A 22,064-nucleotide genomic window follows, 5' to 3' on the forward strand; every position below is an offset into this window, starting at 1 on the left:
CGTTCGGATGGCCGACAAGGATATCAGGCTCGTCATACGGGCGAAGAACGAGGCCAACCGAGCGATCAACTCGGTTTCTGACGCGCTCAAAGAACTGGTCGCGATCAACGGGAAAACCGAGGAGTCGGCCGACAAGGTCGACACGGTAATCGGGAAGCTCGGCAGAGAGTTCAAGAAACTCTCTGCCGAGGTCTCCGGGCTCTCTGCCCTGGGCAAGGTCTCCGCTCAGATGGAGCGGGCCGCGGGCGCGATGGACCGGCTCCAGAAGGAGGCCCACGACGCGAGCGCTGAGTTCGAGCGCGTCAGCAAGGAAGCCCAGGCCGCCGCCAGGGCCACTGAGTCGCTTCGTCAGAAGCAGTCCCAGCTCACAGCGACTCAGACGAATCTCAAAACATCGGTGGCCGCCTCCAAGAAGGAAATGCAGGAGGCCAACCGCGAGCTGAAGGCCGCTGAGAAGGCCCTCGAACGTGTGGCGACGGCCTCCAAGAAGCACCAGTCGTCCACGCCCTGGTCCAATGCGGCCGCGTCTGCCCAGACCCTCGCAGAGGGGGCAGTAGAGTCGGCCCGGCAGAATGCCGATGAGGCAACCAAAGCTTATCAGCGACTGAGCGGTGAGCTGAAAACGCTCGGCCAGGATCTCAAGAGCACCGGAACCGAGCTGCGCAACGCTGCGAAGCACGAGCAGGATCTAACCGACAAGACCCAGAAGCTTGCCGAGGCGTCGCAGAAGAGCGCCGATGCCGTCACCCGCGGCAAGCAGGAGCTGAAGGAAATCCAGGGCGTCGCGTCGGAAGCCGCATCCAAACTTGGCGGCGTCGCGATCAGCCAGGAGAAGATCACTCAAGCCACGGCCGAGGCAAACGCCGCCCTCGGCCGGACCAAAGCCCTACAAGAGGCGATGGCCCGATATTCGGACGGCGGCGGTGGATTCACCGACCCCGAGAGCGCCGCCGCATTCCGTCGCCAGCGGGCCGAGGTGGAACGGGCGCAAGAGGCGTACCGCACCCTCGACGCTGAGGCCAAGCGGCTCTCGGCTGCCTTGGACGGCACGGTCGCCCCGACCGATCGCCAGACGCGCGCTTTGAGGGAGGTGCAGGCCGCCGCGGCAGCCGCCGGTAAGGAGCTGAAACAACAGCGGGCGATCCTGCAACAGATGCCGGGCGCGTACAATCGCGTGCGGAGTGGGGCCGGTGCGTTCGAGTCTGTCTACGGCGCCTCGCGCAAAGCAATGTCGCTGACGCAACGCCTTCGCGGCGAAGTGCTCTCGCTCACGACCGCCTACTTCGGGCTCTACGCCGCCGCCAATCAGGTCGGCTCGGTCATTTCCGCCTACCAGAAGCTGGAGGCCACCACGAGTCGCCTCGGGGCGGTCATGGAGCAAAACCAGTCGGCGATCCGAAAGGAGCTTCGCTGGTTGGAGCGCCAAGCGAGTCGCCTTGGCATCGAGTTTGGCACGCTGGCGGACGAGTACTCCAAGTTCTCCGTCGCGGCCAGCGCAGCGAATTTCCAGGGTGACAGCACCCGGAAAATTTTCCTGTCGGTGGCGGAGGCCGCCCGGGTCAACAAACTCTCGATGGAACAGACCTCGGGTGTCTTCCTGGCGCTGACGCAGATGATCTCCAAGGGCAAGGTGACCTCGGAAGAACTGCGTCGTCAGCTCGGCGATCGGCTGCCGGGTGCGTTCAACATCTTCGCGGACGCAATTGGCGTATCGACGGCTGAACTCGATGCGATGATGAAGGCAGGAGATGTCCTTGCCGACGAGAGCAACCTAATCGCGTTCGCCGATCAGTTGAACGACAGGTTCGGCCCGCAGCTACAGAGCTCTCTCAAGACTACGACAACTCTCCTTGGGAAGTTCTCGAACGAGATTTTCCAAGCTCGTCTCCGCGTCGGAGATGGCGGCTTCATCGAGTCGTTCAATGAAGCCCTCCGGGAGATGATAAGTTACTTTCGCAGCCGAGAGGGCCGAGACTTCTTCCTCTCCCTCGGGGCTGCCCTTGGGCGGGCTACCGACGTCCTCACGTTCTTTATTCGAAACATGGATCTCCTAATCCTGGCAACGAAGGGCTTCATCGCACTGAAGCTCTACGGGGTGACGCTGAACATCATCTCGGGGCTTACCGGGGTGCAGCGAGCCACGCTGGCCAGCCGAAGCGCATGGGATCTCTACAAGTTCAGTGTCCGTGGTGTCCGTCGTTCCCTTCGCTTGATGCAGGCTGCGGGCGTCGCCGCTCTGGGTACTCTTCGCGGCCTTCGCACTGGAGCGATTTCAACGGCGGCTGCGTTCCGGGCCGCGCGATCGGCGACAGAGGTCCTAGCGCTTTCCTTGCGGCGAATCCCGGTCGTGCTGTTGTTCTCGGTGGCAGCCGTCGCCGTCGATCAGATTATCCAGAACTGGATTGGTGGCGTCGACGACGTGACCCAAGCGGTGGATGAACACCGACGTGTGATGGAAGCCGTCGTCAGCGCTTATGAGAGCGCTAAGAACAAAGCTAGTGACTGGGTAAAGTCCGTCGAGGATGTGAGCATCTTCGATGTGGAGAAAAACTTCACAAAGCAACTGGACCTTCTTGAGAAGGCCCAGGATGAATTCAAGAATAAAATCAAGAATGATCTCATTCAGGGGAGCTTCGCTGATACGTTCTTCAGCAACGAAGACCAGCGAAAGGTCCGCAGATTTGCCCGCGAACTGTACTCTAACTTTGATCCCTATGAGATGGACAAAGTTCTCAAGCAGTTCGAAGAGCTGAATGACGAGATCAACGACATCGACGCAAAGAAGGCTCTTTCGGAGCTTCGGGACTACGCTACGGCAGTGGCCGATGCCGCGATCAGGACCGGAGATGCCGCGGTCGCCGCGGAAGCATTTGATAGCACACTCGAAGAAGTCGATGCTGTCCTCGCAAAAACCGGCACCTCAATGGAGGATCTGACCGGTGCGACCAACCAGACCGAGAGCGCTTTTGATGCGGCGGTGAGGGCTGCCAAGCAGTACCAGGACGCCCTCTCTCAGCTCCGCGGCCAAGTCTCGTCCCTGAAGGGCGAGATGAAGCAAATGCAGGACCTCGCCGCGATCGACCAAGCCTACGCCTCGGTTGTTCAGTCAGTCGGCCAAGAGCGAGGTGCCAGCCGGAAGATCATCGAAGCGGCCCGTCTGCGCGACATGGCGAAGTTCGAAGTCTTGGCTGAGGGCAGCCGGGTCACCCCCCGCATGTTCGACGTCATCCACGGCCATGAGAGTTTCCGCACCGACGCCTATGACGACGGCTACGGCACGATGACGATTGGCTACGGCTCAACGCGCATCAACGGTCGCCCCGTTCAGGCCGGTGACAGCATCAGCCGCGTTGACGCCATGCGGCAGGCCCAAGCGGATATGGAACGGCTGATCGCCCAGATTGACGCGATGGTCGATGTACCTCTGTCGGATAGCCAGCTCACATCCCTGGTCTCCTACGCCTACAACGCCGGCATCGGCTCATTGGAGCGCGACGGTATCCTCGATCCGCTCAACCGCGGTGACTATGCCGGGGCTCAGGAGGCGATCCGCAACGGCGTCGACACGTCCAACGGCCAGTACGTTCAGGGGCTGCGCAATCGTCGCGAAAAGGAAGCGGCGATGTTCGGCGAAGGCTTGGATTCACCGGAAGTCCTCGCCCAGAAGGTGCAGCTTGAGCGAGAGCTGGCCAAGACGCGCGCTGACGCGGCCGAAGCGACGAAAACCCAGATCGCCGACAACGAGTTCGAGATTGAGCAGCAACAGCGAAAGCTCGATGGGAAAGAGCGCGAGGCGTTTATCGAGGCGGAGCTGAGGGAGGCCCGTCAGCAGAACCCGTACATCACTGAGCAGGAACTGGCCGCCGTTCGTCGGCAGGCCGAAGAGATGTACAAGCTGAACAACGCGCTCACGAAGGAAGAGCAGCAGAAGGAGCGCATCGCCAAGATCCAGGAGCGCATTTCCCTCCTGGAAGAGAAGCGCACCGCTCTCCAGCAACTCCGGGAGTTGCAGGCCGAGCGCGGCGACATCAAGGGACTCGAGAGGACCGACGAGAAGCTGGACCGGGTCAACCAGCAACTCCTCGTCGCCATCCAGCGGGCGCGCGAGTTCTGGCAGTCGGTCGGTGGTCCGGAGGCCGAGGCGGCCCTGGCCCGCCTCGACACACTGGAAATGCAGCTTCGCAGGACGGGTGATACAGCCGGTTGGTCGTCCAAGGAAATAACCGAGCTGATGGCCGGTGCTGGGACGAACGCCTTCGACAAGTTTGCCCAGGCGATAGCGAACGGCGAGAACGCCATCGTGGCGCTCCGTGACGCCTTCCTACAGTTCGCGTCCGACTTCCTCATCCAGATCGGCCGTATGCTCGTCCAGGCGGCTCTTCTGCGCTTGCTGGCCCCGTTTGGCGGATGGGTCTCGGGCGGGATGAACGCTGTCATGGGCGTCGGGATGTTCCACGATGGCGGCATCGCGGGCTCGGCGACCACCATGCGCGCGGCAGCGCCAAGCTGGTTCGCTGGTGCCACCCGTTACCACTCGGGCGGCATTGCCGGCCTTCGTCCTGACGAGGTCCCCGCTATCCTCCGCAACGGTGAGGAGGTGCTGACCGAGAACGACCCGCGGCACCGAAATAACGGCGGAGCCTCTGCGCCCGCGGCCCCTCCGGTTGTCAAGGTGGTGAACGCCTTCGACAGCGCCCAGGTCGTGAGTGAAGGGCTGAACTCCGCAACGGGTGAGCAGACCTTCTTGAATATCGTGCGGTCGAACGCCAGTACGATTCGCGACACCCTGGGGATTCGCTGATGCCCCAGAGTGACATGATCCCGGCCCCTGCGGAGGCACGTCTTTTTCCCATTGCACCCAACTGGGATGAGCGCGTCCGGGCGTCGATTGAATACAAGACCGACATTATCACCGCAGGCGTCGGCAGCGAGCAGCGTCGGGCCGTCCGCGACAACCCGCGGCGGGTCATTGAATTCACGGCGCTCCTGGGTTGGCAGGAGCGAATCGTTGCCGACTACTTCATGGCCGGTGCCTTGCCGTACCCAGTCGTGATCCCGGACCCCACCCGTCACATCGTTCTCACGGAAGAGCTGGTTGCTCCGTACCAGGAGAACCCGCCGGATGGCCCATACACCTTCGAGGCGGCCGAGTACGTCTCAGACACGACAACCGAGACGCCCCCGGCGTGGCTGGAGGTCGGTGACACTGTGATGGTGGCCACCCCCTACACCGGCTACCAGATGGAACCGCGAACCATCGGCGGCTTCAGCGCGAACGACATCTTCTTCAGTGACGAAGATGGGTCAGCATTCCCGGCATACAGCACCGTCCACCCGGTTCTATTTGGTCATTGTCGGGTGGAGCCTCGGTCGGTGCGATATTCGAACCGCGTCGCCAGCCTGCCAGTAACTTTCGAGGTGATCCCTGGTAGCGAGATCTTTGAGCCCACAGCGCCGGGCTTCACGCTGGACGGCCTTGAGGTTCTGGAGATCAAGCCGAATTGGGCCTCATCCCCGTCTATGACCTACAGCTTTCCACGCGAGGTCATCGACTACGGCTACGGTCGCATCGGGAACCACATCCCGTATGACTTTCCCGCCCGCATCATGAAGTACGAATACCTCGCCCGGGACCCCGGGGAGGTGAAGTACATCACCGACTTCTTTATGCGGAAGCGCGGCCGTCGGAACTCTTTTCTCGTGCCGACCTGGGAAGATGATGTTCCGTATCAAGCGATCGGCGGCAACGGGCGTCAAATCGTAATAGCCGACCCGACGTTCGGCGCGATCTACACGGGATCGACTGTCTTCCGCCGAATTCTCCTGCGGATGACGGACGGTCGCCTCCTGTACTTCAAAATCGAGTCAATTACCTCGCTCCCCGAGACCGGCTCGTCGGTGATTACGACCGTCGAGCGAATGCCTATCGAGGAAATCTCTCCCGCGACGCTTCAGGGTATCTCATGGGTTCTGCCGGTTCGCTTCGGCAGCGATCGCCTCGACGTCGATTGGGTGACCGGTTCCTCCGCGCAGGTCGCTTTGACCTTCCAGACCTTGGAGGACCTGACGATATGAGCTTCGCCGAATACGAGGTTAGCGAAGAGGGTGGTGCGCCGTTCGAACTCTACGAGTTTCAGTATGGCGACAGTGCCGCCTATCGCTACACGAACTACGATCATGACGTCGAATGGAACGGCGTGGTGTGGCTTGCACGCCCGATCTCGCGTGAGAGCTATCGGTCCTCCGGTAAGGTCGACAAGACCACCCTCGATATCAAGATGCCGGTCGACAGTGACATCGCGGCTCTGTTCACCGGCTTCCCGCCGACTCAGGTCGTCCGCGCCGTAGTTCGGGCGGGGCATCGGGCCGACCCGGAGAACCCGCTTGTCATTTGGACCGGCCGCGTTCTTTCGGTCGCCAAGCAAGACAATCAGATCACGCTTACCTGCGACAGCACACTCGTCTCCATGAAGCGGGTTGGGTTGCGGCGGAACTGGCAGTTGGCTTGCCCATTCCAGCTATACGGGCCGCAGTGCAAGGCGGAAACAGAGCCGCGTCAGGCGACGGTCACGGCCGTCGGCCAGGGCTCGGTCCAGCTCACGGGGAACTGGGCTGAGGGCGTAGAGCCTCACAAGTTCAACGGCGGGATGATGCGGTGGCAGGGTAATACTGGGACCGAATACCGCACGATCCATAATGTTACAGAGAACTCATTGAATATTGTCGGCCCTCTGCGGGGATTATCTGTCGGAGAGACCGTCGATATTTTCCTCGGATGCAATCGCCGCACTGATGACTGCCAGAATTTACACAACAACATCCACAATTTCGGCGGGATGCCCTGGATTCCGACGAAAAACCCAGTTCGATACCACCCATTCTGGTGAGCAATAATGGCTGCTTTTGTAGGTCTACTTCTCGGCCTCGCATTGATGATCATCGGCTACGTTCTGATGCCGAAGCCGAAGGGTCCGAAGCCGCCTGCTGTCACAGAGCTGGAGGGGCCAACCGCCGAGGCCGGTCGACCGATCATGGTCATATTCGGCGAAGTCACGATCAAGAGTCCGAACTTCCTCTGGTGGGGCAATAAATACCACGTCAAAAGAAGCCGTAGGACTGGAAAGAAATGAATTCTGATCGTGAGATGATCTCAATACAAGACGTTCGCAGGGCCGGTTATTGCATAAGTGGCGCGAGGGAGTGGTGCAATCTGCGCGAAATCTCCTTTCGTGATCTTGTCCGAAGGGGGGTTCCAGCTTCCGACGTCGAGAACCTTGGCGACCCAATCGTCGAGCATATCCTGAAAGTGAAGCGGAGCGAGGGTGATGGGCAGTAAGAAAGGCTCAACCCAAACTTGGGTCGAATACTATCTCTCTTTCCACCTCGGTTATTGCATAGGGCCGGTCGATGAACTGACCGCGCTATTCGCAAATGATCGGGAGTTTTTCCGCGGCAGCGCGTCGGGCGGAAAAATCGCAGTCGACAATCCGAACCTCTTCGGGGGCATCGATCGAGAGGGCGGCTTGCAAGGGGATGTCTATGTGCTCACGGGGGCGGAAGATCAGACGCTCCCTCCCGAGCTGGCCGCGCGCTTTGGCTTAACTCCTGAGACCGCACCCGGCTTCCGTGGCGTCGCCAGCCTTGCCTTCCTCGGACCCACCCAGAACGACGGCTTCAAGATCTCGGCCAACTACCCCCAAGTCCCAGTGATCAAGGCCCGATTTCGCCGGGGCTCTTACACGCTCCCGGCGGTGCGGCCGATCATCGTGAATTCCTATGGCTACTGGGACTGCAACCCGGCACACATCCTGCACGAAGTCATTACCAACGGCGAATGGGGCATGGGCGCCGAGCCTGGGATGCTGGACGAAGCGTCGTTCGTCCGGGCCGCGTCGACGCTGTCGGACGAAGACTTCGGGTTGTCCCTCCGCTGGGCTCAACAGGCGACGATCGAGTCGTTCGTTCAGGAGATCCTGGACCACATCCAAGGGCTCCTCTACTTCAGCCCCTCCAGCGGACTCCTGACCCTGAAACTCCTCCGGAAGGACTACGATCCGAACGCCCTCCCCGAGCTGGGACCAGAGGATGGCGTTCTCAAGACGTTCCGCCGGAAGCTCTGGGGTGAGACGGTGAACGAGGTCGTCGTCTCCTGGACAAATCCAGAGACCGAGGAGGAAGAAACCGTCGCGTTCCAGGATCTCGCAAATATCGCGATGCAGGGCGAGGTTGTCAGCGAGACGCGCAACTATCATGGAATTCGGTCGCCGGAACTCGCTGTCAAGGTGGGCAACCGAGACATCGTTGCAGCGGCGACGCCATTGGCATCGGCCGAGATGCTTCTCGATCGACGCCAGTGGGCGATCGAGCCCGGCGACATGGTCCGCATCAACTGGCCCGCCCACAGCATCGACCGAATCCTGATGCGGGTCATGGAGGTCGACTACGGAAAGCCTGACAATTCACAGATCAAAGTGACCCTGGTCGAGGATGTCTTCGGCACCGACTATGCCCAGTATATCTCGATCCCGGAAACCGAATGGACCCCTCCAGACCAGGACCCGAACAGCCCCGAGTTCATCGGCCTGGACGCCAAATTCGTCGCGATCCCCTACCCCTTTGTCTCGACAATGGTGGGCGCTGAGAACGTTGACGATGGGGACTTCCCCTTCATCATTATTGCCGCCCTCGTCACGCCGACGCGCGAGCAGACGGATCTTCAGTCCTTCGTCTTGAACGAGCCGACGTCCGACCCGACCGGGGCTGCCGGTTGGATAGGGGCTGGCGAGAAGAACACCGTGGGCATGACCGGCATTGTGGAGGGTTTGGATCGGGAGGTCGTCAGCGATGTCCTGATCGATATGGAGAATGTCCGAGGTGTGTCCCGCCCGCAGGTCGGCCGCGTCGGCCACATCGACAACACCCTGGGAGGCGGCGACGGACTTTACATGAGCGAAGGGCAAGAGGAGCTGGTTCTCTTCCTCGCAGACCTCGGAAACAACCTCTGGCGCGTCGCTCGGGGCGTTTTCGACACCATACCCCACAGATGGCCTGCCGGGAGCACGATCCGTTTCATTGACGACAGCTTCGATGCACTCGATCCGACCGCCGAGCCCGCTTGGTCGCAGGTCTCCTACAAGCTTCAGCCGAGGACCAGCCTCGGCCTCCAGGACATCAATCTGACGCCGGTCACCAGCACCAGCCGTCCCGCCCGACCCTACCTTCCGTTCCGACCGGCAAACGTCCGCATGGACGGATTGATGTTTGCTGGCCCGGACTACAGCGAAAACTACAACCCACGCGACTGGGCCATGTTGATCACATGGTCGACCCGTCACCGGAAGATGGAAGACGCCGTCTATCGACGTTGGGATGAAGGGGACGTGACCCCCGAGACGGGACAAACGACCGAGGTTTGTTTCTGGGCTGCGGAACCTGGGGGGTACGAGGAGCTTGAGCGCCGCGTGAGGGGGCTGACCGGCTCGTCCTACTCAATCGACATCTACGGCACCGGGCAAGTCGAGGCATTCCCCCTCAAAGTCGTATCAATGCGGAGCGAAATGGAATCACTCCAGGGCATCGAAGAAAATGTCCGCCTTTACAAAAAGGGCTACGGCTCGGACTGGGGGTATTTCTACGGTGGATGGCCGAACCCCGGCGCCCCTGACGATCCTTGGCTTGGTTTCACGGTCGGAACCCCCGGCCAAAGCGGAGAATGACTTATGACAGTGGTGCACTCCTTTCAACTTCATACGAGCTTCCCGCAGCACGGCTGGGAAGAGATGATGACGGAAAATCTCGTCAAGATGTCCCAGACCCTAAATCCCCGTGCGAGCAGCAAGACGACAGCGCTCCCGGCGATCGGTCAGGAGGACGAAGCCTACATCATCCCCGACACGAACCAGCTCGCGTTCTGGACCATGGACGATTGGCACATCATGCCAATACCGACCGGCGTCCTGGTATTTGTTGAGGACGAACAGGCTTACTTCCGATGGAACCCCCTGGTCAGCGATTGGACCCTCGCCTTCCCCCTGAACTACAGCCTCCCCGACATCCCGAAGACCCTGTCGTTCTACGCCCCTGGCTACATCAGGCCGAACGCCACCATCTTCAACTATGTCACGGCCGAGGAATTCACTCTGAGGGCCGGGGCACCGGGTTCCCATGCACGTCTCCGGGTCCCCCCGGTTGGGGGCTCGATAGTCCTGACTGGGAACAACGGACTGACAATCACTTTTGCTTCCGGTTCCACTGAAGGGGTGTTTTCACAGCCCGAGGACGCGGTCTATCGGTTCTTCGAAGGGCCTGAGGGTCCGTTTGCCCAGACTGACACGTTCACCCTCCGGTCGGGCGAAACCTACGATGCGATGGACCTCTCCGTCACCCTGGCTGGCGTCGCCCGCCCGCCCTACGAGAGTTGAGGTCGTCATGACGCTTGAGAACGGCTGGATCGAGTCGACGATGGTCCGATATGCGAACCGGACCCTCTCCTGGAACTACGACACCGGCAAACCGACTGCTGGGTTCCCACGGCCGATGTACGAAGACATCGTGCGGCAGGACTCGTCGATCTCCCTCCGCCAGGGCGTTAGGGCGGGTTGGCAGGCAGGCGAACACCTCTGGGATGCGGACATGAACCTCAACTTCGTGTTCATGAACCGCTGGTCCGCGATGGTGAACGAGTTCTATCGGGAGCCGTGGGGGATCTGGCCGCTGCCGACCCCAAACTACTCCTATGTGAAGAGGGATGGGAACCACGCCACCTACTTCAAGGGGGCGACGGTCGACACCGAGGTCTATCCCTACACGGGCGCCAAAGCCTACATCAAAGCCGACTACCTGAACGTCGGTTTCAACGGGTCCGAATGGAAGGCGTTCTGCGAGACGCCCATCTGGAAGCCCCGCATGGAAATTGCCTTCTATGCGTCGGCCCTGTCGCCGAGCGAGGAGGTTTCTTACACAGCAACCGAGGCGTTCTGGCTGCCCAGCGGTCATCTGCATTTTTCTCACGCTCGCAACATCGTCGACCACGGCAGGCACTATAGCCCGCGCGGCGAGCGCCCCGTTCGCAAAAACGGGCAGCAGATCGGGGTCGCCTTCTCAGACCTGGAGCTGCCGAGTTCAGGGATCATCCTGGATGAAGAGCAGACATTCAACGCCGGGGACGTCCTCAGCGTCGACGGCCCCATGCGCGACGTCGCTATTTCTTTCTTTGGGAAGCGCCTATGACCAAGATCATCGCGAAGAAACTCAACACCTTCCCCTTCATCGAAGTCATCGAGAGCGGAACTTATGGGGAGGACCCGGTCACCTTTGACGTCGAGCCGCCTCTTGCCGCGGCGCTGGAGGGGGCTGAGTTCTCCTACAAGCGGAACCAAGCAGCCCTGGTCAACGACCTCCGGGTCGAGGGTTCGGAGCTGTTCGGCAGTGACATTGTCCCGATTCCGCAGGACGGCATCCGGGTTTTCTCCGACGACGACCGCTTCCTGCTTTTCGGTGGTGACTCCGAGGGCGGGCCGCTCCTGATGCGACGGGCGGGGCCGACATATATGAGGCGCAACGAGACGATCGAGTTCCCCGGAGTTCTGTCATTCGCGGCCTTCGCCGATCACAGCCGACTCCTGGCGATGATTGCCACAAACAACCCGGGCACGATCGAGATCCAGATCCGGGATGAGGATGAGAACTTTCGCCCCCACGAGGGGTTGGACGATCCTATGGAGCTTGATGCGCCGGTCGGCACGGTCGAGGAGTTGTCCTTCACCCCGGACTTTGCGTTCCTTCACTGCCGGACTGACCAGGAGAGCACCCTGTTCTCCACGGACGAGGACGTCTTTTCCGACGTGGGGTTTCCGTCTACCGGGCGCATCCTTGCTGTGTCCCCGGACTCGCGCTTCTTCGTGGTTGATGACGGGGACACGACCGACCCGCTAACCGTCTACTTGCGTGATGGGTTGACCTTCACGCCATTCGGAACCCTCCAGTCGTCCGACGGCAACAATCGGAAAGCAACTTTCGACCCGGAGGGGGACGTCCTAACGGCGACAGCGGGGGGATATCTCCAGATCTACCATCTTTATCCGGAAGATGGCTGGGTGCGTTCGGGTGGTATCGGCAATCCTGGCGACGTCGCGTTTTCGCGGGACGGCTCGATGATGTACAATCGCCAAGGTCTTTACGGGAAAACGTCCGAAGAAATTCTTCCGTTCGCTGCTGAGTTCACCATCGTCGACGGTGCATTCTCGCCCGACGGAACTCGGTTCGCCTACAGCACCGGCTCAGAGGCGGGTTTCACGATCGCATCATGGGATGGGGAAACCCTGACTACGATCCAGCAGTCCCAAACCGCTGTCCCCGGCGCCATGGGTACTCGCTTTGCATGGTCTTCCGACGGGAGTGCCCTGGCGATGGAATCGCGGCTCCCCGGCGAAGCAAATGACCAGCAAGTCGAAGTGTGGAAGTGGGATGGGAACCTGGAATCTTACATCCAGAACACCCTTCCTTCATCCATTGTAGGCGGAGGGGGTACGTTCGACTGGTTGTCATGGTACGCCGACGACCGGTTGATCTGTGGCTTTTCAAATGGCGGGGTTACCATACTAAACTTTGATGGGAGTGTATTTACCCGGCCCTACGATATCTCGTTTGCATTTTTCTCGGGAGAATACATAAAATCTAGGTCCGCCACCTCTGATGGTAAGCTTTTTGTGGCGACGAATAAGGCTTGTTACATATTCGAACTTGGCGAGGCGGCTGCCACCCGCCTACCCAACCTTCCAATGCCCACTTGGTTCGACCCATTGGGCCCATCGAGCCAGATCGGCGCAGTCGCTCCTTCTTATGATCGTTCGCGAGTGCTCGTTAACTTCGGATCAACGGGCAGCACGCCTTATCTCGTACTGATGGTGCCAAGTGGATCGACATATAGCATCGTTGACGAGCGATTTGGCGATGTCTCATCAGCACCGGTTGACGGCAACCTGGTCACATTCTCCCCCGGGGGAGATCGAGTCTTAGTAGATACCTACTACGAGTTAGAGTTATTCTCGCTCGTCGGTGACACCCTGGAGCTGGAAGGTCGCATTTCACTCATCGGCGTCCCTGGCGCGACCCCCGGTTCAATTTCGGGGTTGGACTTCGTCAGTGGAGCGCTCCGCGTCGATGGTGGCTTCTACAAAGCCAGTGATCCCTACACCCTCTACAGCTACGCCTTCCTTAGCGGCCCGGGCGTTGGTGGCGCGGCAAACGATGGCTTCTCTCCGAACGGTGAGATAGTCCACACGACCGGCGAGCATCGGGCCGTCGACGATCTGGGAACACCGCTGACCCACCTCTCCTTCGAGCACACCTACCCCGCTGATCAGGTCACCGACGTCCAGTACAGCAACTCAGGCAACCACGTCCTCTGGGAGAACCCGGACGGGGTTGCCCTCGCCGTTCGAAGGCCCGACGACACCTTCATTGAGGTCGAACGGCTGACCGGAACCTTCGTTACGGTCTACGAGATTGATCGCGAGGACTATGTCCTCCGCGAAAAGGGCTACGAGGTGCATGCGGAGGGGGCGGTAGTCACCGACATGGTCTTCTCACAGAGCCCAGTGGCCTTCTCCTATTTCGTTTCCGATGAGGGGCGGCAGGTCTACAACACCGCCTTGGAAGACGCCTACTTCTTCAAGGGAACCGAGTATGACGAGGACATGCTCGCGTCGTTCTTGGCCTTCTCACCAAGTGAAAGTCACTTTGCAGCAACCTATCAACGGGATGACGGTGGTCATTACGTCGTCCTCTACAAGTTCATGGACGGCGATCTGAACTACGAGGAGACCGACCGGAAGACGGTCGAGTTTGGGCCGGTCGATTTCTCAGGGTGTGCCTCGATCGTCGTTGCCCACGGCGGCGAACAACCATTCTCGGTATTCGACGTCGACCTTGAAACGGACACCCTGATCGAGAAAGAGATCCCGCAGATTGATTGGGAAACCGAGGGTCTAATCCTCGATGTCAAATTCGCTGATTGCGACAACCTCGTGCTCCTCACTGAGGATGAGGTCATCAACTATGAGAGCGACGGCGAGACTGGGGACTGGGCCATCACCGATGAAGTCGACCGGGACGACCGGGGTGGCGATCGCCTCGATCAATACGAGGGTGACGACAACTTCTATGTCCGCCCCGGGGAACCCGGTGGAGGTGGCGGCCCTGGCGATGGTGGTGGCGGAGGCTACGGATGGGACGGGGGCGTTCTCACCCCGAGGACCTACATCCCCTACGTCGCCGTGAACGTCTTCTATCGGGAGTAGCCTTGCCAGAATATCACGTTTAAAGTAGATATCACCTTATATGTGAACCGGAGATCTCCCCATGACTGTCAGCATTGCAGCCGCCGCGGCCATGGCCGCTTGTGACGCCATCAACGGCTTTATCGATGCCGGCGCTTCTGCCGGCACCCTGGTCATCTACGAGGGCACCCGCCCCGCATCCGTGGCGACTGCCATTGGCGCGCAGACGGCCCTGGTCACCCTGACCCTCGGCGACCCGGCGTTTGCCGCTGCCGTCGATACCACTGCCGGTGGGCACGCCACGGCGAACCCGGTGGACCCCGTTCAGGCAGGTGCCTCTGGTACGGCCCAGTTCTTCCGCATCTTCGACGGCGATGGTGACGCGGTCATCGACGGCGATGTCACCGACACTGCCGGGAACGGCGATCTGAAGCTCTCCTCGACGGCTGTGGTTGCCGGGATCGACGTCACCGTCGTCTCGCTTACGACCACGATGCCCAAGAGCGCGGCGTAGGTTCGTCTGATATGGCGCAGGGGAACCCACAGCTCGCCACCTGGAGCATTGACGAAGTCGTTCGGCTCTATGAGATATCGAATGACGTCTTCGTCCAAATCGACTCCCGGGGTGGCTTCGCAAACAATGCGTCAAGCCCTGCGCCGTACCTCCGCTTTGTGAATGACAGCGAGCATCTTCTTGTCAGGGCTGGGACGTATTCTTCGGCCGCGACGATCCGGACGCTTGCGCTTCCCTACGTCAGCGACCCGATTATCTCCACGCAGAACCGGCCCGCGGCGTCTGCCAATATCCTGGCTGGCGGCTCCGATCTCTTCAACGCAGCCGACGGGGATTACATCTTCATGTCCCCGGACGATGACCCTCGGTCCCGAGCCGCCCAGACGATAGTCGACTCGGACGGCCAGCTTATCCTTGGGGGTGACGTCGGCTACCCGGCCCCAACGGAACTCACGGCGGCCGCGATTTCCCCTGACGGCAAGCTCCTCGTCGGTGCTCAGGCGATTGGCACCCGATCCAATGTCTGGGTCCGCCACAGCTATCATGAGGATGGCCACCCGATTTATGGGGACCCCCAGGCAGGAGACCTCCAGCCGGCGTATGAGCTTGAGGTGCGCGCGCCGATCGACGGGCTGGCCTGGGCTTCGAACGGTGACTTCATGTTCGGTGTGGGCGGTGATGGCTACATCCAAGGCTACCGCCGCGTCGATGACAACCTGATCCTGGAATGGGTCCATCAGACGACGCGCGGAGCGCCCACAGCGATCGTGGCATCGCCCGACTCCCGAACGATTGCGATTTCCTTTGAGGAGGAGGGGGTTTTCTCCACCGTCCTCTATGAGCGCACCGGCCCCTACCTCGCTGAAGAGCAGGTCCTATCGGGTATTGGTCAGGCGCTCACCTTCAGCGGTGGCGGCACCTACCTCATCGACGCCATCTCGCGCGTCGCCTTCAAGCGCCAACCCGACCTGTCCTTCGCTCTTCTCTCTGGCGCCATGGACAACGTCGCCAGCGGTGTTCGGTCACAGGCTGTCAGCAGCCACGTTTTGAACCTCTCGGGCCGGGCTCATCTCTATCGGGGTGCTGTCGGCTCTGTTGCGCTGCGCGAAGTTGACCTCAGCAACACCCGCTTGACGCTCCTCTCCGAGGCCGCGGAGTTCAACCCGGATGACGCATCGATCGGCGACGTCACCTCCGAGGGGGCGTTCGAGGTCACAGACGCGGGCTGGCCCGCTGGAGGCAAGGTTCTGACCGGCGTCCAGTTCGCCCCTCTGACCGGCGGTCTGGCGTCGCTGACCGCCGATCCCTGCACGCACATCGCAGTGGAAGAGGCGCTGAGTCACCGACACGTCGTGATCTACGACGCGACCGATCAGACGCCGATCGTCTTCGTCGAGTTTCCGGTCGATTACACCACACCGGAAGGCGCCGAACTCAGGTTGACGTTCGAGTACGATTCACTCCTGATCTTCTCAACTTAGGAGGGGCAGTGATCTTCGAGCGCATCCCTCTCAGCGGCGCATCGTCGGACAACGTCAACGACGTTTCCATCACACCAGATGGCACGCACCTTTCGACGGCGGTCAGCGTCACTTCGGCGGGGCAACACGTCCAGGCGTTCACCCTGTCCAACGCCGAGTTCAACCGGTCCCTTTCTTTCACCTCCTCCCTCTCTGGGGACTACGGCTACTCAGCTCGGATTCATCCCGGCGGAGATTTTCTGTACGCAGGCATCGGATCGAACCTCGTCATCTATGAGCGGGACGGCGGCACCTACTCCATCTTACGCTTCAACACCTCTGCCGCAGGTCTTCCCCGCAGGGTCGCTGTGAGCCCGGATGACCTCCATATTGCTGTCGCAACGAACACATCGGGCGGGGGCCTTTACCTACTTAAGAAGAACGGTAGCTCGTTCAGTCAAATCCCGATGTCTGCGGGTGATAAGCCCGGAACAACCGCCTACTACGTTGCCTATTCACCTGATGGTCAGTATCTGGCCGTCGGATACAATGGTGGCAGCAATCTCATTGTCTACCGCAGATCCGGGGACACCTATACGCGACTTCCCGCCCCTGACGTCGCCCCGACATCATACTGCCACCATCTGAACTGGTCCCCTGATAGCAGTCATCTGGCGGCCTCGTTCTCGGTTGATCCGGGCCTTCACGTATATGAGGTGACCCCCTCGGCGGTCACCCTTGTCGCAGCACGCGATGTGAGCGGGTCACCGCCGAGGGTAGAAGCCAGTTTCTTCCTGTCGATCGACTCGCTCCTGGTCCTCTATGGCGGGGGTGATCCCAGTCCCCTATTCAACTTCGACGGTTCCACACTCTCATTCAATCAGGACGTCGATTTTGGTGGATACGATGTTGGCCAAGGCCGGGCCGACATCACGGAAGATCGCAAGACAATCGCAATGGCGAACGGGTTTCCGACGGACTCTATCGCGGTCTTTCGAAGCCCGAAATCCTCTGGTGCGCTCAGCTATCCAACATTCACCCTAGACGCAGAAGTCGACCTCCTTCCGATTGAGGTCTCCGGTGAGGTGACCTTCCCGTCGGCCGCGACGAACTTCGCCCTGTCGACGGATCAAACCCCTCCTCCCATTCTTCCCCCGGTAGAGGTCCAGGCCGCCTATCTCACGGTCGAGTCCATGGGAATGAGCCTGGACCAGGGTCCCCCGGCGAATCCGTATCTGTACGCCTGGACGACGTTCCCCGCCCTGACGGCCGCGGCGGAAGCCAGACTTGGCAATAAGATCCAGAGCGAAGTCATCTTCCCGCGACTCCAGAGCGACGGCTCCCTCGAATGGGACCTCCTGCTGAGCGGTGGGGCTAGTCTCCCCCGCTTCAAAGCGGAGGGCGAGGCCGAGGCGCGCATCGTCACAGTTGATGCGAAAGTAACTTTCCCCGTCCTCTCGGCAGCCGGTGAGGCGCTGGTCCCGAACGGTGGTGCAGTCGAGCTTTCCTTCCCGACGTTTGAGGCAGATGGTGAGGTTGGCGTTCCGATCGTCATTGAAGGAGAAGGGGGCTTCCAGGCGTTCTCGGTCGAAGGCTCGGTGAACGTGCCTCTGGGGGCCTTCGTCGAACTCAATTTCCCCGGTTTGTCCGTCGGCAGTCTAGGGGGTTACCCCATTGAAGGTGCCGGGGCGCTCGATGCGCCTCCGTTCCACCTCCGGGGTGAGATCGAGGTTCACATCCCCGACGACTACACTGTCCGGTCGGCGGCGCGGTTCCCTCAATTCCAGATCCTCGGCGAGGGGCTTGCCCCCCCTGGCGGACCTGCGGAGATTCGCTTCCCCTTGTTCGCTGCTCAGGGGGAGGTGAATGTCCCGCTCGCTGCCATTGCCGCGGTCACATTGCCGACCTTCGGGTTCGACGCTTTCCTGTCTGTCCCCTATCGCATCGACGCGAATGGCCGCTTTCCCGCCCTGGTGATCGACGGCCTTGCTGGGCACCCCGTTCAAATCATGGGGCCGATCTCGCTCCCAGCGTTCCGCGCATCGGGGAAGCTCAACTATCGCGATCACATCACCATGGACGCAACTTTCCCTGCATTCCGAGTTAGGGGGCGGGACTATCAATCACTCAGCCTCGGCGGGGTGGCCCTTGGGTTGACCGATCGCGGTGTCACCATTGGATCGGGCGTGACCCTCTGGGGCACCCCAAGTTTGAGGATTGGATAATGGCAAGCACCGATCAGATCACATTGCGGAACACCGAATGGACCCGCGTCGGGCAAGGCGCCACCACGGTCGCAATCCAAATGGTCAGCAACGGACAGATCCGTGTCCACGTCGGCGACTCAGAGCCCCAGCTCTCTGCCGCGGGTCTTATCATCGGGAGCGACGTCGACGAGTTGCCGCTGACGTTTACCGCCTCGAACCTCCCCGAAAATGCCGGGGTTTGGGTGCGCGCCATGAGCGCGGACACCCTCGATATAACGGCATTGGCTTATTGAGGATTTTGCGACGGCAAGCCGTTGAAATCGGGGCTCTCCAGTAGTAGTGTGCAAATCACTTTATAAGTGTATTTCACTTCTGGAGAGCGGGAAAATGACCCAGTCGAACTTCTCGAATGCCCTCGCTAAGGTCCTCGTCCATGAGGGCGGCAAGGCAGACCACCCGAATGATCCCGGTGGCCGCACCAACCAGGGCATCACGCAGCGCACCTATGACGCCTATCGCTCGCGCTTGGGCCTCGGAAAACGGGATGTCTGGAACATCACCAACGGCGAGCGCGACGCCATCTACCGGCGCCAATACTGGAATGTCATTCACGGCGATGAGCTTCCGCCGGGCGTCGCCTACGTCGTCTTCGACGGCGCCGTGAACTCGGGACCGTCCCGCTCCGTGAAGTGGCTCCAGCGTGCCCTGGGATCGGCTTACACGGGTCGCGTGGATGGCCTCATTGGGATCATGACCATGGACGCCCTCCGGGCGGTCAATGATCACGACCTCCTCATTGTCAAGATCCTCCAGCTCCGCAGGGCCTTTCTGAAAGCCCTTTCGACCTGGAAATATTTCGGCCGCGGTTGGACCGCTCGCGTCAATGATGTGCGCGCAACCGGTCAGGCGTGGGCTCGGGGCTCGGTCGGCCCGGCCATCCACTGGCATGAGGGCGGCAGCGCCAAGGCCGAAATCGAAGACGCCAAGAAAGCACCGCCGACGGGCGTCGCAGACGCGCTCATTGGCGGGGGCCTTGGTGCCGGTGGTGGCGCCCAAGCGATCGCGGAGGCCAAAACCACGCTTGTCCCCCTGGCGGGCGACGGCGGCCTCGTGGACTCGATCCTGGTCGGCCTGACGATCGCGGGCATCGCATTCACCCTCGGCGGCATCGCCTATCGGATCTGGGCGAAGCGCAAGCAGGCGGCTCTTGAGGAGTCGCTCGATGTGGCGACGGCATGACCGATTGGTTCAACAACTCGATCCCCTGGTGGACCCTGGCAATTGGCGGCGGAGCCCTCACCGTCGTCGCCTGGGTCTACCTAGGGCGTAAAGCGGCGACTGCATTAGCAGTCGCCGTCTTTCTAGCGGTCGTCGATCGCCGAGCCCGGCAGGCTGGCTGGGAAGCCCGGGACGACCTTCAAAAGCGACGGGAAGAGGATTTCGTCGATGACTATCGCGACCACGAGAAGCGTTCCCGCGCTCGTTCTGAGTCTGAGCTTGATCGCCGCAACAATCGCTGGCTGCGCGACTGATCCCGATGCGGGCTCCAACGCGTGGTGCCAGACAAACCAGCCCATGCGGCCGACGGCGGCCGAGTACGGGGCGTTCAGCCTAGCTCGAAAGATCGAGATGGATTCCCACAACAGCTTTGGCACCAAATGGTGTGGCTGGTCTCCGAAAGGAGGGTACTGATGAGCCCAACGAGTGGGAGCCCACTACCGCCCTCTGAGGTCGCCCGGCTCTACGAGGCAGTGGGGCGATTGACGGCAAGCGTCGAAGCCACGCGGGCCGATGTCAAGCGGATGGAGGAGAGGTCAAACGCGGGTCTCAGCCGGGTTTACGAGCGCCTGGACACTTCCGCGAGACGAATGGCGGAGGTCGAGGCGTCGCTCAAATCCCTGGACACCTCCTACGAGGAAGACGTGAAGCCGACCATCGAATTCGTCCGGTCGCTTCGCCAGCGCGGCGTTGGGTTTCTCGCCGCGGCTGGCATTGCGGGTACAGGCATCGGGTCAGTCGCAGCCACGACCCTGTACATTTACTGGGATAAGATGATCAAGTTCTTGCAGAACCTCTGATCGACATCCGGGAGATTTCAGTGATGAAGCCGACCCCGGCACCACTGGCTTCTCCCTCGATAGCCTCCCGATGCATCATGTCACGCAGGATCTTCCCGAGCAGTCCCGGGTCGTCGCGATCTCGCACCTCGCGAACGGCCAACCGGGCGTACTCGGCACCGCGCTTAACATCGCGGCTCCAGTCATCGCTCCCCTCGACCGACCAGTAGGGGAACCCACCACCTGCGTCGATGAAGGGAAGGTTGGGCAAGTCTCGGCCGGTTTCCACGTTCGTTTCAAAATACATACGCGACTCCCTTGGGCGCTTACTCATTTGCGCCCCAACAATTCAAGATAGACGTCGGCCCCATCCCTCAGATTCAGACGCGACATCATCCCATCGACGTATTCATCCTCTTGTTCAATGAGGATGCAATCTACGCCCTCTTGGCGTGCCGCTTCTCCGGTTGTGCCCGACCCCGCGAAGGGATCGAGGACGATCCCACCCGGTGGCGTGACATGGCGAATAAGCGATCGAATGAGGGCAACTGGCTTGACGGTTGGGTGTGTAGACCCGGATCGATCCTCCTTGTTTGCCTTCCTGTGGTAGATGACGGGATCGGGAAACGGGTTGGCATAGCTCTCAAAGAACTCACCCGCCCCCTCCGGCAATAGAGCCAGGGCTTCCCGAGAACCGTCGTGGATGAAATTTGCCGGCCAACGTCCCGACGCAGGTCTACACCCCTCGATATTCACAGGGCCTACACCGTGCTTCAGGATGTTCTCGCGGGCGTTCTTCTCCGAGAACGGCTTCTGCGCGATATAGATGGGCTCCACGGCAACCTTCCGACTGGCCGTCCCGTAGTACCACCCACCCCAATTGTTGGCCTGCTCATTGGCCCCGAGTGCGCGCACAGCACACTTTGCTTTCGTCATGCCGGTCCCGTAGACCCAGCAGATAAACGGGTGCATGACGAAACCGGCTTGTTCCATCGCAGCCGCCTGGAGATGCCCAGTCCGAGCTGACGAAAAGGCGGCAACATACCCCCCAGGTAGTATTATCTCCGCCAACAAAGCCCAGAATTGCGCATCTTGGGCGATTAGGCTTCCACTTTCACCACTGTCCCAAGATTTACCAACGAAACGATCTGATTGCCGGGAGAAACGACCGTCCCTTCCGACCTTTGCTTTCTTTGAACTTTGTTTACCAAAGCGCCTCACAACCGAAAGAAGATGGTATGGAGGATCAGTGACGACTGCGTGAACCTGTATACAATCTTTTGCCAGTTGCTCAATAACTTTTCTTGAGTCACCCCGATGTAGCTCGATCACTAAAAAGCTCCTGATACTTCAGACGCCGACGGGCTGAATTCTGATCAGCGCTCGAACCAACGCGTTAGAGGATGTCATCGTCGGACAACCTCGCCTTCGGGGCGGACTGTGACCGGTACGCCAACGCCTCGCTGATCGCATCAACAGGGTCTTTGGACACCCCAGACTTCAGAGGCCCATGACCTGAGACCTCGCGGAATCGAGCCTCGAAGAGG

17 protein-coding genes are annotated in these 22,064 nt (G+C 60.6%); 15 read left to right on the plus strand and 2 right to left on the minus strand.

The annotated features are described in order from the left end of the window. The first annotated feature begins 7 nt into the window (after window positions 1-7). From J2S73_RS20940 to J2S73_RS21010, 15 genes are all read left to right on the plus strand, one after another. On the plus strand, window positions 8-4,801 hold the full coding sequence (locus J2S73_RS20940; protein ID WP_306887653.1) for a glycoside hydrolase family protein: 4,794 nt from the start codon (window positions 8-10) through the stop codon (window positions 4,799-4,801). Then, entirely contained in the window at window positions 4,801-6,075 is a 1,275-nt protein-coding gene (locus J2S73_RS20945) for a hypothetical protein (protein ID WP_306887654.1), read from the plus strand. The genes J2S73_RS20940 and J2S73_RS20945 overlap by 1 nt, the downstream gene beginning before the upstream one ends. Next, entirely contained in the window at window positions 6,072-6,887 is an 816-nt protein-coding gene (locus tag J2S73_RS20950; RefSeq protein ID WP_306887655.1) for a phage BR0599 family protein, read from the plus strand. The genes J2S73_RS20945 and J2S73_RS20950 overlap by 4 nt, the downstream gene beginning before the upstream one ends. 6 nt (window positions 6,888-6,893) lie before the next feature. Further along, on the plus strand, window positions 6,894-7,130 hold the full coding sequence (locus J2S73_RS20955; RefSeq protein ID WP_306887656.1) for a hypothetical protein: 237 nt from the start codon (window positions 6,894-6,896) through the stop codon (window positions 7,128-7,130). Window positions 7,131-7,325: 195 nt separating this feature from the next. Continuing rightward, window positions 7,326-9,716 carry a phage tail protein gene (locus J2S73_RS20960; RefSeq protein ID WP_306887657.1) on the plus strand — a complete coding sequence of 797 codons (2,391 nt, stop codon included), beginning with the start codon at window positions 7,326-7,328 and terminating at the stop codon, window positions 9,714-9,716. Between the two features lie 3 nt (window positions 9,717-9,719). After that, a complete protein-coding gene (locus J2S73_RS20965; protein WP_306887658.1) occupies window positions 9,720-10,421 on the plus strand; it encodes a hypothetical protein in 702 nt (233 codons plus the stop codon). Window positions 10,422-10,428: 7 nt separating this feature from the next. Continuing rightward, window positions 10,429-11,229: a hypothetical protein gene (locus tag J2S73_RS20970; RefSeq protein WP_306887659.1), complete on the plus strand. Its 801-nt coding sequence runs from the start codon at window positions 10,429-10,431 to the stop codon at window positions 11,227-11,229. Further along, window positions 11,226-14,300 carry a WD40 repeat domain-containing protein gene (locus J2S73_RS20975; RefSeq protein WP_306887660.1) on the plus strand — a complete coding sequence of 1,025 codons (3,075 nt, stop codon included), beginning with the start codon at window positions 11,226-11,228 and terminating at the stop codon, window positions 14,298-14,300. The genes J2S73_RS20970 and J2S73_RS20975 overlap by 4 nt, the downstream gene beginning before the upstream one ends. Window positions 14,301-14,361: 61 nt before the next feature. Beyond that, the gene (locus J2S73_RS20980) at window positions 14,362-14,793 is read left to right on the plus strand and encodes a hypothetical protein (RefSeq protein WP_306887661.1); all 432 of its coding nucleotides are present in this window, start codon (window positions 14,362-14,364) and stop codon (window positions 14,791-14,793) included. Between the two features lie 11 nt (window positions 14,794-14,804). Beyond that, a complete protein-coding gene (locus tag J2S73_RS20985) occupies window positions 14,805-16,274 on the plus strand; it encodes a WD40 repeat domain-containing protein (protein ID WP_306887662.1) in 1,470 nt (489 codons plus the stop codon). Between the two features lie 8 nt (window positions 16,275-16,282). Beyond that, complete coding sequence (locus J2S73_RS20990; protein WP_306887663.1) at window positions 16,283-18,478, plus strand: TolB family protein; 2,196 nt, start codon at window positions 16,283-16,285, stop codon at window positions 18,476-18,478. Next, entirely contained in the window at window positions 18,478-18,753 is a 276-nt protein-coding gene (locus J2S73_RS20995) for a hypothetical protein (RefSeq protein WP_306887664.1), read from the plus strand. Before J2S73_RS20990 ends, J2S73_RS20995 begins: the two co-directional genes overlap by 1 nt. A gap of 94 nt (window positions 18,754-18,847) precedes the next feature. Beyond that, on the plus strand, window positions 18,848-19,699 hold the full coding sequence (locus J2S73_RS21000; protein ID WP_306887665.1) for a glycoside hydrolase family 108 protein: 852 nt from the start codon (window positions 18,848-18,850) through the stop codon (window positions 19,697-19,699). Next, entirely contained in the window at window positions 19,696-19,992 is a 297-nt protein-coding gene (locus J2S73_RS21005; RefSeq protein ID WP_306887666.1) for a hypothetical protein, read from the plus strand. The genes J2S73_RS21000 and J2S73_RS21005 overlap by 4 nt, the downstream gene beginning before the upstream one ends. A gap of 159 nt (window positions 19,993-20,151) precedes the next feature. Then, a complete protein-coding gene (locus J2S73_RS21010; RefSeq protein ID WP_306887667.1) occupies window positions 20,152-20,538 on the plus strand; it encodes a DUF1515 family protein in 387 nt (128 codons plus the stop codon). On the opposite strand, the gene J2S73_RS21015 is transcribed toward J2S73_RS21010, so the two are convergent. Both J2S73_RS21015 and J2S73_RS21020 read right to left on the minus strand, forming a co-directional pair. Then, the gene (locus J2S73_RS21015) at window positions 20,516-20,824 is read right to left on the minus strand and encodes a hypothetical protein (protein ID WP_306887668.1); all 309 of its coding nucleotides are present in this window, start codon (window positions 20,822-20,824) and stop codon (window positions 20,516-20,518) included. The genes J2S73_RS21010 and J2S73_RS21015 overlap by 23 nt on opposite strands. 23 nt (window positions 20,825-20,847) lie before the next feature. Continuing rightward, window positions 20,848-21,849 (minus strand): DNA-methyltransferase, encoded by a 1,002-nt coding sequence (locus tag J2S73_RS21020; RefSeq protein WP_306887669.1) that lies wholly within the window; start codon window positions 21,847-21,849, stop codon window positions 20,848-20,850. Between the last annotated feature and the right edge of the window lie 215 nt (window positions 21,850-22,064).

It is taken from the genome of Amorphus orientalis, from assembly GCF_030814015.1.
Taxonomy (GTDB): Bacteria; Pseudomonadota; Alphaproteobacteria; order Rhizobiales; family Amorphaceae; genus Amorphus; species Amorphus orientalis.

What these genes read in the sequence shown, in the direction of transcription:
- J2S73_RS20940 (WP_306887653.1), top strand. Translation starts at nt 8, where the DNA reads ATGGCCGACAAGGATATCAGGCTCGTCATACGGGCGAAGAACGAGGCC.
- J2S73_RS20945 (WP_306887654.1), top strand. Translation starts at nt 4,801, where the DNA reads ATGCCCCAGAGTGACATGATCCCGGCCCCTGCGGAGGCACGTCTTTTT.
- J2S73_RS20950 (WP_306887655.1), top strand. Translation starts at nt 6,072, where the DNA reads ATGAGCTTCGCCGAATACGAGGTTAGCGAAGAGGGTGGTGCGCCGTTC.
- J2S73_RS20955 (WP_306887656.1), top strand. Translation starts at nt 6,894, where the DNA reads ATGGCTGCTTTTGTAGGTCTACTTCTCGGCCTCGCATTGATGATCATC.
- J2S73_RS20960 (WP_306887657.1), top strand. Translation starts at nt 7,326, where the DNA reads ATGGGCAGTAAGAAAGGCTCAACCCAAACTTGGGTCGAATACTATCTC.
- J2S73_RS20965 (WP_306887658.1), top strand. Translation starts at nt 9,720, where the DNA reads ATGACAGTGGTGCACTCCTTTCAACTTCATACGAGCTTCCCGCAGCAC.
- J2S73_RS20970 (WP_306887659.1), top strand. Translation starts at nt 10,429, where the DNA reads ATGACGCTTGAGAACGGCTGGATCGAGTCGACGATGGTCCGATATGCG.
- J2S73_RS20975 (WP_306887660.1), top strand. Translation starts at nt 11,226, where the DNA reads ATGACCAAGATCATCGCGAAGAAACTCAACACCTTCCCCTTCATCGAA.
- J2S73_RS20980 (WP_306887661.1), top strand. Translation starts at nt 14,362, where the DNA reads ATGACTGTCAGCATTGCAGCCGCCGCGGCCATGGCCGCTTGTGACGCC.
- J2S73_RS20985 (WP_306887662.1), top strand. Translation starts at nt 14,805, where the DNA reads ATGGCGCAGGGGAACCCACAGCTCGCCACCTGGAGCATTGACGAAGTC.
- J2S73_RS20995 (WP_306887664.1), top strand. Translation starts at nt 18,478, where the DNA reads ATGGCAAGCACCGATCAGATCACATTGCGGAACACCGAATGGACCCGC.
- J2S73_RS21000 (WP_306887665.1), top strand. Translation starts at nt 18,848, where the DNA reads ATGACCCAGTCGAACTTCTCGAATGCCCTCGCTAAGGTCCTCGTCCAT.
- J2S73_RS21005 (WP_306887666.1), top strand. Translation starts at nt 19,696, where the DNA reads ATGACCGATTGGTTCAACAACTCGATCCCCTGGTGGACCCTGGCAATT.
- J2S73_RS21010 (WP_306887667.1), top strand. Translation starts at nt 20,152, where the DNA reads ATGAGCCCAACGAGTGGGAGCCCACTACCGCCCTCTGAGGTCGCCCGG.
- J2S73_RS21015 (WP_306887668.1), bottom strand. Translation starts at nt 20,824, where the DNA reads ATGTATTTTGAAACGAACGTGGAAACCGGCCGAGACTTGCCCAACCTT.